The sequence below is a fragment of the Streptomyces sp. NPDC001450 genome (genome assembly GCF_053597295.1).
In genome coordinates this window covers 1-13,296 of record NZ_JBSFHY010000063.1, presented here as the reverse complement: position 1 = coordinate 13,296, position 13,296 = coordinate 1, and the positions used below count along the sequence as shown (strand labels likewise).

The following is a 13,296-nucleotide window of genomic DNA, read 5'->3' as shown; positions in this document are numbered from 1 at the left end:
TCCACGCCGTCTGAACTGGGGATACGGCAGGGGCCTGGGACGCCGTTCTGGGACGGTGGGGGAGAGACGATGGCGGACGAGTACCAGGAACTGGCGAAGCTGCTGCTCGCGTTGAAGGAGCGTTCCGGTCGCAGCTACGGCGCGCTCGGCAAGCGACTCCACATCAGCACGTCCACGGTGCACCGCTACTGCAACGGCACGACGGTGCCGAACGACTACGCCCCGCTGGAGCGGCTCGCCCGCGTCTGCGGGGCCACTCGGGACGAGCTGGTGGAGCTGCACCGCCACTGGATCCTGGCGGACGCCGCTCGCCGCCGGGCGACCGAGACACCCGGCGCTCCCGAGGCCGACGAGGTGGCCGATCACGCCGAGGCCTCCGCCGAGGCCGAGCCGGCCGCTGCCCCCGATGCCCACGATGTCGTCGTAGTTGCCGACGTACCGGCCTTATTGAAACCGTCGACCGAGCCGCCACCTACTGTCACGACCGTCGCCCCGGTCGTACGGCCCCGCAGGCGGCGGCGGTCCGCCGTCGTGGCCGCTGTCGTCGTGAGCGCCATGACCGTCACGGCTGCCGCGGTCGCCGCGGCCACGCAGTTCGGAGGGGCCTCCGACAGCGGGGAGAGGACCGCAGCGCGTGCGGCCGGGCGGTCCGACGCCGCACGTGACGCGGCGACCGCGTCCGACCGTGCGACGGCCAGGACGTCCGCCCCGGCGTCCACCGCATCGCCGTCCCCGTCAGCGGAGGCCAGTCGCTCGGCCGGTACACCCACGGACGCCGGCAAGCCCTCGGACAGCGGCGGCACATCCGCCGGCATCGCGCCGCCGTTCCACGTGAACGTGCTGACGAACAACTGGGACAGCCCCTGTGACCAGTTCTTCCTCCTCCAGCGCCCGCCCGGCAGCGTGCCTCCGCCGCCGGCGAGTCAGGCCACCGACGGCTGGGCGGCGGCCTTGGGTGCCGTACCGGCCGGGCACCTGCGGCTGCAGGTGACCGTGCAGGGCAGCAGCAGCCGGCCCGTCGTGCTGCACGCGCTCCGCGTCCGCACCACCAGCACCCGCACGGCACCGAAGGGGAACGCCTACATGATGGGCAGCGGCTGCGGCGGCGACCTGGCGCCCGCCTCGTTCGCCGTCGACCTCGACGTACCGTCCCCGAACGCCAAGCCGGTACCCGGTCACGAGGGCAACATCGAGACGCGCGCGACGAACTTCCCGTACAAGGTGTCCGTCGACGACCCGGAAGTACTGAACATCGACGCGAGCACCGCGGCCCAGGACGTCGGCTGGTACCTCGAACTGACCTGGAGCAGCGGTGACCAGCACGGCACCGCCCGGATCGACAACCGCGGAAAGCCGTTCCGTACCGTGGGCATGCAGGGTGACAAGGCCTACTGGTACAACGCCGACGGCACAGACAAGTGGTTGTCGTACACCCCGCCGGACACAGGACAGTGAGCCCGGACACGTCCCTCGCAGGCCGTTACCAGCCGGGCGCGGGCGGGACCACCGGTACCGTCACGAACGGTTCGCCCGCCGACGGCGGAACAGCCTTCCTGGTCGTGCTCTTGGCGACCTCGTTCGGCAGTGTCACCCGCGCCGCCGACCAGTCGTGGCCTATGGGGCAGCGCACGGTGTAGGCGAAGGGGCTGGTGTTCCCGGCGGCCGCCAGGATGTCCGCGGACCGCCGCGCCGGAACCAGGGCGAGGTGAGGGTCCTTGAGCGGGCTGCGGGAGCCGTCCGTCAACGAGTCCGCGACCTGGGCGGCACGGGTGTCCGGATCAGCGGTGAAGGAGGCGACGGGTGCAAGACCGGGCCACTCCGGCACGGGGCGCCGCCGGGGCGTGGGTTCCTGATGCGGCTGCGGTACGACGGAGTGGTCGTCCGGGCCGAGGCGCACGGCAGCGGCCCCGGCACACCTCGTGTCGGGGAGGAGGCCGGGGGCCGACGAAGACGAAGACGAAGACGAAGGCGGACGCTACCTGTTGCTGGTCTCGGCGGCGGCCGACAAGTGGGGCGTCGGGGAACGGCTCCCCGGCAAACTCGTGTGGTGCGAGTTCGCTCTGCCCTAGACGAGCGTGGTGATGCAGAAGGGGTGACCGGCGGGGTCGAGGAGAACCCGCCAGCGCTCCGGGTCCGGCTGGAACCCGGGCTTGGTGGCGCCCAGATCGAGCAATCGCTTCTCGGCGATGCCCAGGTCGTCCACGCCCAGCTCGATGTGCGCCTGTTTCTCCTGCGTGGGGTCCGGCCAGGTGGGCCGGCGGTAGTCGGCGAGGCGGTTGAAGCCGAGGCCGGCCGCGCCCTCCCGGCCGAGCAGGACGAAGTCGTCAGTGGAGAACAAGACCGGGAAGCCGAGCAACTCACCGTAGAAGCTGGCCATCTCAGCGGGGTCGGCGCAGTCGAAGGTGACGGCGGCGTAGCGGAAGGAGGGTGCGGAGGTCGTGTCCGTGCTCATGAAGGGAACGCTAGGCCGTGACCCGGACAGTTTCGGTCCTGGTTGTGGCGTCGTGTGGAAAACTTCCGTGCGTGATCAGCTCGTCCGCCCGCCTGCTGCGGCTGCTGTCCCTGCTGTCCTCCCGGCCGTCCTGGACCTGTGCGGAACTGGCCGAGCGCATGGAGGTCACCGACCGCACGGTCCGGCGGGACATCGCGAGGCTCCGGGAACTCGGCTACTCCATCGACTCCGAGGTCGGGCCCTGGGGCGGTTACCGCCTCCGCGCCGGCTCCCGGGTGCCGCCGCTGATCCTCGACGACGAGGAAGCGCTCGCCGTGGCGGTCGGGCTGCGGGAGGCGGCGCTGAGCGACGCGCTCGGCGGCGACCAGGCGGCCCTGTCGGCACTGCTGAAGCTGCGCCAGGTGCTGCCACGCCGGATCGCGGACCGCCTCGGGGAACTGGACGATGCCTTCGTACGCCTCCCTGGGGCCGACGGGCCGCAGATCAGGTCGGGCCTGCTGCTGGAGCTGGCGGCGGCTTGCCGGCGGGGCGAGCGCGCCCGCTTGTCGTACACCGACGCAGAGGGACGAGTGACCGTCCGGGAGGTTGACCCGTACCGTCTCGTCCACACCGGACGGCGCTGGTACTTCGTGGCGCGGGACGTGTCCCGAGGACAGTGGCGGACGTTCCGGGCCGACCGTGTCGACCGCCTCCAGCCCACCGGCCACCCCGTGGACCTCACCGACCCGCCCGATCCGGCACGACTGGTATCTCGCAACATCGCGAACGGCCCCTACCCCCTGTCCGCGACCATCCGCCTGCCCCTCCCGCTGGACCAGGCACTCCGCGTCGTCCCCGCCACCATCGGCACCCACCGCCCCGACGGCCCGGACGCGACCCTGATCGACATCGGCGGCCCCGACCCGGACGGCCTGGCCTGCTACCTCCTGGGCCTGGGGACCCCGCTGCGCGTCCTGGCGCCGGAGTCGGTACGGCAGGCCCTGCTGCGCCGCACCCGGGAACTCCTCGACGCACACAGGTGAGACTCTCTCGCCTCAGGTCTCACCAGATTCCGTGCTCCAGCTCTTCGAGCGACAAGTTCCACTGGGATTCCTCGTCGGCGAACGGTGTGGGATCGAAGGCGCCGACCACTCGCCGGAAACGCTCGGAGAGTTCCTCCGGGGCGACGTCGTTGTCGTGGTCTACCTCTAGTTTTCGGAACTCCAGGAGGCTGAAGAGCAGCGATTCGACATCGCGATGGAGGAGGATGTACTGCTCTTCGCTCTCCGGGAAGGCATACACCTTTCCGGATTCCGGATCGAGGGCGATGAGGGAGGTGAAGAGGTAGCCCAGCACCCACCAGGTCCGGCTCTCCTCCGGGCAGGAGAACCCGTAATGATCGAATCGGCTGCCGATGACGGTCGGGTCGAACCCTGGCTCGTACGGGTCCTCCGGATCTTCTTTCGATGTGAAGACTTCGGAGTGCGGAAGTCCCACCGAACTGAGGAGGGTCAATGCGCGCGGGTCGACGGAATCGCCGACCGGGGACTGTGGAAAGTAGACCACATTGGCCAGGCCGTATGCTGCGATCATGTCGGTGGGGGTCACTGCGAAATTCACGGGTGCATCCTAGTGTGACGCTACAGTCCGAGGGTTTTCTTCAGGCCGTTCAGATACTGCGTGTGTTGCTTGTTGGTGGTTTTCCCGTTCGCGTCGTAGTAATCCGCAGCGTGGGTCACCTTGAGATCCGACCCGAAATGGTAATCCAACCAGCGAGCGCATACCGGGTTCTTTTGACAGGGTTCTCGTTCTGTGAATATTTCCTCGAGTCTGTCTTTGTTTCCCGAGTGCAGGATGGGGAATCCTATCATGCGCTCGGAATGTCCCCGCTTGTTGCTGTAGCCGACGAGAATTGATTCCCGGCCGACCGCGTCGACGTAGCGGCCTGCGGCATAGTTCGTTCCCCCGCCATCGCTGCGCGCGACACGAGCAGCCTGCGTGGCCCGGGCCAGGTCGCTGGTGGAGGGGTCGATCTTCTGGGACTTCGCCCTGCCGGGGTGCTTGCTCTCGGCGTGGAACTCTGCCTTTGCCTTGGGAGTCTGAGGAATATAGAAGCGTCCGTCATCGCCGACGATTCCGTGGAGCCCCTGGTACAACGCCGACGGCACCGACAAGTGGCTGCCCTACAGCCCGCCGAACGCGGGCTGAGGCCAATGCCGTTGGCTGGGCAGACCCTCTTAGGCGAAGTTCTCGCCGGGGGCGTCGGTGCAGGGGTAGAGGCGGATTTCGTTGCCCTGGCCGGTGCCGCTCCAGGCGTCGAGGCAGTTCACGACGGCGACGCGGGGCTGCATCTGAGTGCCGTTGCCCTTGTGGACCCAGTTGAAGGAGCCGTCGCCGCTGTTGGCGCAGTAGTAGAGCTTGATGTGGTTGCCGGTCTTGTCTCCGCCTTCCCAGTTGTTGAGGCAGAGGCTGGTGTTCATGGCGCTCTGGACGAGGTGGTGGGTGGAGTCGACGTCGACGAGGTTCCACTGCTGGGCGGGGGTGCCGTTGCAGCCCCACCGCTGGATCTGGGCGCCGACGACGGCGTTGCCGTTGGGGATGTCGAGGCAGAGGTTGTCCTGGAGCTTGAGCTGGTGGCCTTCGGTGCTGAGGGCGTTGGCGGGGGTGGCGGCGAGGCCGGCGGCTATGAGGGCGGCGGCGGAGACGGCGACAGCGGCCATACGGCGCTTGAGCATGGGTGACGCCCAGTCGTGGGTTGGGGGGAATGGCGAGGCCGCCTTGTGAACTCAGGCGCTCCTACGGGTCGGTGGAGATGATCCATGGCATCCCTCCCGCAGACAATCAAGATCACTCGTCCTGGCGTCCCGACGTCATCCCAAGCCTCTGACCTGCAGGTTGGGACAGATACCGAGATGAAGCCCACGCCTGCGGGACCCTCTTCCACTTCAGGAGCCCGGCCACGGGTCGCCTTCACAGTCTTGTCCTCGCGACCGGCCGGCCGCGTGCGATCCCTGGTGCTCGCACCGAGGGACAGGAGGACCCCGGGGCCGCCCGGCAGCCAGCCTTCGAAGGGCCTGGACAGATTGTCCGGGGTGGGCGCAGCCCATCGCGTCAGCGACTCCGCAGGCACCCTTGACGCCCCGGACCGGTCCGAAGCCTTGGCCGGCGAGGTCACCCGATCGAAAGGGTCCCTCCGGTCGGCACCCGGAGACCCGGCGCGGTTGCGCCTCCGGTTTACGACGAGTCGCTGCCCACGAGCATGCGCAGCTCGAAGGCGGACCGGGTGGCCGGATGGGGTCTCTCCTTGCCCATCACGGAGCCCAGCCATCCGAGCAGGAAGGCCAGGGGGACCGAGACGATGCTCGGGTACTTGAGCGGGAAGACGTCGAAGTCCATGCCCGGGAACAGCGCGGCCGGATTTCCGGAGACGGCAGGAGAGAGCACGGCCAGGGACACCGAGCAGATCAGGCCGCCATAGACGCTCCACAGTGCTCCGGTGGTGGTGAAGCCCCGCCAGTACAGGCCGAACAGCAACGAGGGGAGGATCGCCGAGGCCGCAACGGCGAACGCCAGCCCGGCGGCGAAGGAGACGTTGAGGCGTGAGGAGAAGAGGGCGATGGTCGTCGCCCCGGCGCCGATCACCACCACCGACGCCCGGGCCACCAGAACTTCCTGGGACGCGGTGGCGCGCCCCTTCATGATCACCGCACCATAGACATCGTGCGCCACAGAGGTCGCGGCGGCGAGGGCGATGCCCGCCACGACGGCCAGGATGGTCACGAACGCCACACATGACATCAGGGTGAGCAGCAGCGACCCGCCGAGCGAGCCCCCCAGCAGCAGCGTCGCCGTGTTCCCCGAGGCGTTGCTGCTCACGACCGTCTGGGGGCCCAGCAGGCCTGCCGCGCCGAACCCGAGGACCCCTGCGGTCACGCAGAAGGCGCATGTCAATGCGGCTGTCCATTGGACGGAGCGCCGCGCGGAGCGTGGGTTGGGCACCGCGCGCAGGCGCAGCAGGAGGTGCGGGAGGCCGGCTGCTCCGAGCACCGCTCCCAGTTGCAGGCTCAGCGCGTCCAGCTTGTCGGTGCCGGCGCCCTGGGACCGTGCTCCGGGCGCGAGGAACGCCTCGCCGACGCCGCTGCGTTCGGCCGCGACCCCCAGCAGGTGACTGGGATTCCAGCCGAACTTCCCCAGCACCAGCAGGCCCAGGTACACGCTGGCAACCAGCAGGAAGGCGGCTTTGAAGCACTGCACCAGCGTCGCGCCGTACATGCCGCTGATGGCCACGTAGATGATCATCAGGATGCCGAGGAACAGCATCAGGAAGTTCTGGGCCGGGACTCCGGTGATGCCGAGCAGAGGGGCAGCGAGGGCACCGGCACCCACCAGCTGAGCCGTCAGGTAGAACAGCGAGATCACCAGTGTGGCGATGCCCATGGCCATGTGGACGGGGCGTGGCCGCAGATACCGCGCCAGCACATCGCCGACCGTGTACTGCCCGGCGTTGTGGAACGGCTCGGCGACCAGCAGGAGGATCACAGCCCAGGCGACGATGGGACCCAGCAGGTAGGGGATGCCGTCGAACCCGGCCAGGGCGATGAGACCGGGGGTCCCCAGCAGCGTTGCGGCGGAGATGAAGTCGCCGAACAGGGCGATGCCGTTGCGAGGGGAGGACAGTCGGCGACCCCCCGCGAAGAAGCGCCGGGGTGTGTCCGATTCCGATCCGTCCAGCAGGGAGATGAGCACGACGCCGACGACGAAGACCGCGAAGACGGTGATGACGACCCCGGTGTGGGTCGTCTGCGTGAGCACGGGAGACGCGAGCACGGGAGATGTGGTCACTGCTCCTCCCCGCGGTATCCCAGTGCTGCGCGCACTTGGTCGACGAGCGGATCCAGGCGGGTGCGCGCGTAGCGTGCGTACCACCGACAGACCGTGAGCGTGGTGCCGCACTGCAGCAGCGCCAGCGCCAGGCCGACGTTCAGATGGCCGATGAGTCTGATCGCCATCACATCGGGCGCCCAGCTGGCTATGAGGGCATTGACCAGGTACAGGCTGATGACAGTGGCGGCGACGGGAAAGATCCTGGAGCGGCGCTCGGCACGCAGCCGGGCGAGGGACGTCATCACCTCGGGCGGGGTGCCCCAATCCTCGGGAGCCTCACGGACGTACAGCGGCGGTTGCCCGTGCGGCGACGGTTGCCGGCGCGGCTGATGGAACCCATAGCTCGACTCATGGGGCCCGTACACGGCATCAACTCCTTGCTGCGAGCGGTGACGCGAGGCCGTGTTTGAGCAGGGATAGCCCGACACCACAACCGAACGCCGTTCGGTTTGGGAGCTTAGAGTGGGGTCCTGCGCCCGACAAGGTGTGGGACCACGGCAGGTTGAGGTGTCACCGCGCCGTGACCGTGTGGTGCGGATCGGCAATGGGCCACTGGGCGGATCTGGAGCCGGCGCCGGGTCGGCGGGCGGGGCGGATCAGGAGCCCGACACGGACGCCTTGGGCTCCGTCACGCGCGTGTGCAGCACGCTGAGGCCGTCGAGGAACATCTCCAGGGCCAGTTCGAAGCTGTCCCGGTCGATGGTGTCCGCGTGGTCGCTCAGGCGGTGGGCGTCGGCCAGGTGCGCATACCGCTCTACGTAGACCTGTACGTCGTCGTCGAACCCTCGGGCGAAGGAGCTCATCGCCGACCCGACGACCAGGTACTTGGTCGAGGCTCCGATCATCGTGGCGTAGCGCGGGGGCCAGCCGGCGCCGACGAGGCCGCCGTGCACGGTGTCCGCGCGCCGCAGCGAGGCCTCACGGCGGGCCGGGCCGTGGGCCAGGAACGGAACGATATGGGGGTGGGCGGCGAGGGCGGCGCGGTAGGACCGGGCCCAGGACGCAACGCCGTGCCGCCAGTCGCCGGTCTCGAAGCCGGAGACGTCCACGCTCTCCATGATGGTGTTGGTGACCTCATGGAGGACGTCGTCCTTGGTCTTGACGTGCTCGTAGAGGGAGGAGACCTGGACTCCGAGCTCCCCGGCGAGCTTTCGCATCGACAGCTCGGCGAGTCCCTCACGGTCCACGATGGAGAGTGCCGCGGCGCAGATGCCGCCCCGGCTGAGGATCGGCTTGGTCGGTCGGGCCACCGCTGCACCCCCACATCGCTGCGCGCTCCGTCCTTCGTAGCGCCGTTTGCTCGGCTTTTACGGTACACGCACTCCGATAACCGAACACTGTTCGGAAGAGGGGGTCGTACGATCCCAAGACTTCCCCGAGCCAGTGGACGCAAGCAGCGGAATGCGGTCGACGAACCCCGCGTACCGGGCCGCGCTCAGTGGGATATGGCGGTACGTGTTCGCCGTACACGCGGCCCGGCACCTGGCGACGCACGCCAAGGACGCGCACGGCCGCGCGGGCCTTCGCCGACCTGGGGTGCGACGGTGTCGTACACCCTCCGATGCTGCTCATGGTCGACCAGCTGGAGCAGGTGTGGTCGGCCGAACCGGACAGCAACTCCATGGTGATCGGGCTGCTGCTCGCGGCCGGCGGGACAACGCCGGATGCCACCGGCGGTACCGCGGGAAGTGCCACCGGCCCTGGGGCTTCGCCGGGGCAGGGTGGGGGCGGTGGCACCAGCACCAGTACCGGCGGGGCCGCCGGCACCGTTCCATTCTGTGCGGTCACGAACGGCGGTCCTGAGCACGCTGCTCGCCGACCACGCGGTGACGAGGCCCGGCGGCAACATCCTGGACGTCACGCAACTGGGCCATGGCCACTCGGTCTCCGGGCTGATCCTGAGACGAGCGGGGGAGTTGCGCGCTGAGGCGGAGAGGATTCGCGAACAGGCCCGCGAGGAAGCCGTTCGGCTGACGGAGGAGACGGCCAAGTTCGCCGAGAGGTCCCGCGATGAGGCTGAGCAGCGGCTCAAGGCCCTGGTGAGCCGCACGGGTGGTGGCACCAGAACGTGTACGGCATCACGCTCACGCCGTCCGACGCGGACCGCATGGTCAATCGCTTCGTCAACCGCCACACGGCGGAGCTGGAGGCGGACCACATCGCATAGTGGCATCAGGGTGCTGGGGGAGCTCCCGGAGTGCTGCGCGGGTAGCTCCCCCAGCCCTGATCACGAACCGGTCAGAGCTTCTCCGGCGTCCTGATCCCCAGCAGCGCCATGCCCTGGTGCAGCGTGCGGGCCGTGACGTCGCACAGGAAGAGGCGGTTCTCCACCTGCTCCGGCGTCTCGGCCTTCAGGACCGGGCACTTGTCGTAGAAGGTCGTGTACAGGGACGCCAGCTGGTAGAGGTACGCGGCCAGCTTGTGCGGGGCGTACTCCTTCGCGGCCTCGGCCACCGTCTCCGCGAAGGAGTCGGCGTGCAGGCCGAGGGCGCGCTCGGCGTCCGTCAGGGCCAGCTCCGGGTGGGCCGCCGGGCGGACCTCGCCGGCCTTGCGCAGGATCGACCGGATACGGGCGTACGCGTACTGGAGATAGACGGACGTGTCGCCGTTCAGCGAGACCATCTGGTCCAGGTCGAACTTGTAGTCCCGGTTGGCCGACGTCGACAGGTCCGCGTACTTCACCGCGCCGATGCCCACCTGGGCGCCCCGCTCGGCGATCTCCTCCTCGGACAGGTCCTGGGCCTTCTCCCGGACCACGGCCGACGCGCGGTCGACCGCCTCGTCGAGGAGGTCGACCAGGCGGACCGTCTCGCCCTCACGCGTCTTGAACGGCTTGCCGTCCTTGCCGAGGACCGTACCGAAGGCCAGCTGGAACGCCGTGACGTCGTCGTTCAGCCAGCCGGCCCGGCGGGCGGTCTCGAAGACCATCCGGAAGTGCAGCGCCTGGCGGGCGTCCACCACGTACACCATGGTGTTCGCCTTGAGGTTGAAGACACGGTCGCGGATGGCCGAGAGGTCGGTGGCCGCGTAGCCGTAGCCGCCGTCGGACTTCTGGACGATCAGCGGGACCGGCTTGCCGTCCGGGCCCTTGATGTCCTCGAAGAAGACACAGAGGGCGCCCTCGGAGCGGACGGCGACGCCCGACTCCTCCAGGAGGCGGCAGGTCTCGGCCAGCATGTCGTTGTAGCCGGACTCGCCGACGATGTCGGGGTCCTGGATCTCCATGTCCAGCTTCTCGAAGACGGAGAAGAAGTAGATCTTCGACTCGTCCACGAACTTCTGCCACATGGCCAGGGTGTGCGCGTCGCCCGCCTGGAGGTCCACCACCCGGCGCCGGGCACGGGTCTTGAACTCCTCGTCGGCGTCGAACTTCCGCCGCGCGTCCTTGTAGAGGCGGTCGAGGTTCGACATCGCCTCCTCGCCGGTCACCTCGGCGCTCTTGTGGTCCAGCTCGTGCGGGTGCTCGTCCAGGTACTGGATGAGCATGCCGAACTGGGTGCCCCAGTCGCCGATGTGGTGCCGCCGGACCACGTTCTCGCCGGTGAACTCCAGGAGCTGGACCACCGAGTTGCCGATGACCGCCGACCGCAGGTGGCCGACGTGCATCTCCTTCGCCACGTTCGGCTGCGCGTAGTCGATCACCGTCGTCCCCGGCTCCGCGGCGAGCGGCACGCCGAGGCGGCCCGTCTCGTCCGCGTACCGCGCGGCCAGGTTCTCGGTGATCGCCCGGTCCGCGATCGTGATGTTCAGGAAGCCGGGGCCGGAGACCTCGATCTCCTTGATCACGTCACCGGCGACGACCTGGGAGACGACCTGCGTGGCCAGCTCCCGGGGGTTCGCCTTCGCCTTCTTGGCGAGCGCCAGGATTCCGTTGGCCTGGAAGTCGGCCCGGTCGCTACGTCGCAGCAGCGGGTCCGCGCCGGCGGCCTCCGGCAGGGAAGCCGAGAGGGCAGACGCGAGCTGCTGCTGGACGGAATCGCTGAGGGACGTGACCGAGGCCATAGGAATGGGTGCCGTTCTCCTCGTGGGGATGGATAGTCCCAGCCAGTATCCCATGGGAGGTAAAGCGGTTTTCGCCGACGCAAGTCCGTCTGTGAGAATGGGGTGTCACCCCGTTCAGAAAGAAGGACGTGCCGATCGTGGCTCAGAGCACCGAGACCACCGACTGGGTCTCCCGTTTCGCGGATGAGGTCATCGAGGAGTCGGAGCGTCGGGCCCCGGGCAAACCGGTCGTCGTCGCGTCCGGACTCTCCCCCTCCGGTCCGATCCACCTCGGCAACCTGCGCGAGGTCATGACCCCGCACCTGGTCGCCGACGAGGTCCGCCGCCGCGGGCACCAGGTCCGCCACCTGATCTCCTGGGACGACTACGACCGGTACCGGAAGGTGCCGGCGGGCGTCGCGGGGGTCGACGAGTCGTGGGCCGAGCACATCGGCAAGCCGCTGACCTCCGTCCCGGCCCCGAAGGGCTCCGCCCACCCGAACTGGGCCGAGCACTTCAAGGCCGCGATGATCGAGTCGCTCGCCGAGCTGGGCGTCGAGTTCGACGGGATCAGCCAGACCGCGCAGTACACCTCCGGTGTCTACCGCGAGCAGATCCTGCACGCCATGAAGCACCGCGGCGACATCGACGCGATCCTCGCCCAGTACCGGACCAAGCAGAAGCCGGCCAAGAAGCAGCAGCAGAAGGCCGTGGACGAGGCCGAGCTGGAGGCCGAGGAGGGCTCGGGCGCCGCGTCCGAGGACGACGGCAGCTCCGGCTCCGCCGGGTACTTCCCGTACAAGCCGTACTGCGGCAACTGCGAGAAGGACCTGACGACCGTCACCTCGTACGACGACGACAGCACCGAGCTGGCGTACACCTGCACCGCCTGCGGCTTCTCCGAGACCGTCCGGCTGAGCGAGTTCAACCGCGGCAAGCTGGTCTGGAAGGTCGACTGGCCGATGCGGTGGGCCTTCGAGGGCGTCGTCTTCGAGCCGAGCGGTGTCGACCACTCGTCTCCGGGCTCCTCCTTCCAGGTCGGCGGCCAGATCGTCGGGATCTTCGGCGGCAAGCAGCCCATCGGCCCGATGTACGCGTTCGTCGGCATCTCCGGCATGGCGAAGATGTCGTCCTCGCGGGGTGGCGTGCCCACCCCCGCGGACGCTCTGAAGATCATGGAGCCGCAGATCCTGCGCTGGCTGTACGCCCGCCGCAGGCCCAACCAGTCCTTCAAGATCGCCTTCGACCAGGAGATCCAGCGGCTGTACGACGAGTGGGACAAGCTCGCGGGCAAGGTCGCGGACGGGTCCGCGCTGCCGGCCGACGTCGCCGCCTACACGCGGGCCGTGGGCACGGCCGCCGGTGAGCTGGTGAAGACGCCGCGTCCGCTGCCGTACCGCACGCTCGCCTCCGTCGCCGACATCACCGCCGGCCACGAGGACCAGGCGCTGCGGATCCTGTCCGAGCTGGACCCGGAGCAGCCGCTGTCCTCACTGGACGAGGCGCGGCCGCGGTACGACAGGGCCGAGGCGTGGATCAACACCCACGTCCCCGCCGACCAGCGCACGATCGTCCGGGACGAGCCCGACGCCGAGCTGCTGAAGTCCCTCGACGAGGCGTCCCAGCAGTCGGTACGGCTGCTGCTCGACGGGCTCGCCGAGCACTGGTCGCTCGACGGGCTGACCCACCTCGTGTACGGCGTGCCCAAGGTGCAGGCCGGGTTCTCGGCCGACGCCACGCCCAAGGAGCTGCCGCCGGAGATCAAGACGGCCCAGCGGTCGTTCTTCGCGCTGCTGTACCACCTGCTGGTCGGGCGGGACACCGGGCCTCGGCTGCCTACGCTGCTGCTGGCGGTGGGGCAGGAGCGGGTGCGGGCCCTGCTCGGGGAGTAGACCGCGTCATAGCGTCATAGGAGGAGGGGGCGCCCGGTGTCACCGGGTCGTAGTCACGGGCCTCCGGGGCGACGTACTCCCACTCGGTGAGCGGGATGTACGGCGGGT

The 13,296-nt window shown here is 69.0% G+C and carries 12 protein-coding genes and 1 pseudogene; 5 read left to right on the top strand and 8 right to left on the bottom strand.

Annotated features, from left to right (window positions below):
• Window positions 1-69: 69 nt before the first annotated feature.
• The 3 genes and pseudogenes from ACWC5O_RS41725 to ACWC5O_RS41715 all read left to right on the top strand — a co-directional run bounded on the left by ACWC5O_RS41725 (window position 70) and on the right by ACWC5O_RS41715 (window position 2,069).
• The gene (locus ACWC5O_RS41725) at window positions 70-1,455 is read left to right on the top strand and encodes a helix-turn-helix domain-containing protein (protein WP_450585478.1); all 1,386 of its coding nucleotides are present in this window, start codon (window positions 70-72) and stop codon (window positions 1,453-1,455) included.
• Window positions 1,452-1,637: a hypothetical protein gene (locus ACWC5O_RS41720; RefSeq protein WP_450585476.1), complete on the top strand. Its 186-nt coding sequence runs from the start codon at window positions 1,452-1,454 to the stop codon at window positions 1,635-1,637. Before ACWC5O_RS41725 ends, ACWC5O_RS41720 begins: the two co-directional genes overlap by 4 nt.
• 119 nt (window positions 1,638-1,756) lie before the next feature.
• Window positions 1,757-2,069, top strand: a pseudogene (locus ACWC5O_RS41715) (hypothetical protein).
• Here the strand turns inward: ACWC5O_RS41715 and ACWC5O_RS41710 are convergent.
• On the bottom strand, window positions 2,066-2,452 hold the full coding sequence (locus ACWC5O_RS41710; protein WP_450585475.1) for a VOC family protein: 387 nt from the start codon (window positions 2,450-2,452) through the stop codon (window positions 2,066-2,068). The pseudogene ACWC5O_RS41715 and the gene ACWC5O_RS41710 sit on opposite strands and share 4 nt — an antisense overlap.
• 71 nt (window positions 2,453-2,523) lie before the next feature.
• Here ACWC5O_RS41710 and ACWC5O_RS41705 point away from each other — a divergent pair, with 71 nt between their 5' ends.
• Window positions 2,524-3,474, top strand: coding sequence for a helix-turn-helix transcriptional regulator (locus tag ACWC5O_RS41705; protein ID WP_450585473.1), 951 nt, complete (start codon window positions 2,524-2,526; stop codon window positions 3,472-3,474).
• A 19-nt stretch (window positions 3,475-3,493) separates the two neighbouring features.
• On the opposite strand, the gene ACWC5O_RS41700 is transcribed toward ACWC5O_RS41705, so the two are convergent.
• From ACWC5O_RS41700 to argS, 7 genes are all read right to left on the bottom strand, one after another.
• Window positions 3,494-4,051 carry an SUKH-4 family immunity protein gene (locus ACWC5O_RS41700; RefSeq protein ID WP_450585471.1) on the bottom strand — a complete coding sequence of 186 codons (558 nt, stop codon included), beginning with the start codon at window positions 4,049-4,051 and terminating at the stop codon, window positions 3,494-3,496.
• Between the two features lie 20 nt (window positions 4,052-4,071).
• Complete coding sequence (locus ACWC5O_RS41695; RefSeq protein ID WP_450585551.1) at window positions 4,072-4,599, bottom strand: nucleic acid/nucleotide deaminase domain-containing protein; 528 nt, start codon at window positions 4,597-4,599, stop codon at window positions 4,072-4,074.
• Between the two features lie 69 nt (window positions 4,600-4,668).
• Window positions 4,669-5,166 carry an RICIN domain-containing protein gene (locus tag ACWC5O_RS41690; protein WP_450585469.1) on the bottom strand — a complete coding sequence of 166 codons (498 nt, stop codon included), beginning with the start codon at window positions 5,164-5,166 and terminating at the stop codon, window positions 4,669-4,671.
• A 499-nt stretch (window positions 5,167-5,665) separates the two neighbouring features.
• Window positions 5,666-7,273 carry a solute symporter family protein gene (locus ACWC5O_RS41685; protein WP_450585467.1) on the bottom strand — a complete coding sequence of 536 codons (1,608 nt, stop codon included), beginning with the start codon at window positions 7,271-7,273 and terminating at the stop codon, window positions 5,666-5,668.
• A complete protein-coding gene (locus ACWC5O_RS41680) occupies window positions 7,270-7,680 on the bottom strand; it encodes a DUF485 domain-containing protein (protein WP_450585465.1) in 411 nt (136 codons plus the stop codon). The genes ACWC5O_RS41685 and ACWC5O_RS41680 overlap by 4 nt, the downstream gene beginning before the upstream one ends.
• Before the next feature lie 231 nt (window positions 7,681-7,911).
• On the bottom strand, window positions 7,912-8,565 hold the full coding sequence (locus ACWC5O_RS41675; protein ID WP_450585463.1) for a TetR/AcrR family transcriptional regulator: 654 nt from the start codon (window positions 8,563-8,565) through the stop codon (window positions 7,912-7,914).
• A 988-nt stretch (window positions 8,566-9,553) separates the two neighbouring features.
• A complete protein-coding gene (gene argS / locus ACWC5O_RS41670) occupies window positions 9,554-11,317 on the bottom strand; it encodes an arginine--tRNA ligase (protein WP_450585462.1) in 1,764 nt (587 codons plus the stop codon).
• A gap of 128 nt (window positions 11,318-11,445) precedes the next feature.
• Between argS and lysS the strand changes: the two genes are divergently transcribed.
• Window positions 11,446-13,188, top strand: coding sequence for a lysine--tRNA ligase (gene lysS, locus ACWC5O_RS41665; RefSeq protein WP_450585460.1), 1,743 nt, complete (start codon window positions 11,446-11,448; stop codon window positions 13,186-13,188).
• The last annotated feature ends 108 nt before the right edge of the window (window positions 13,189-13,296 follow it).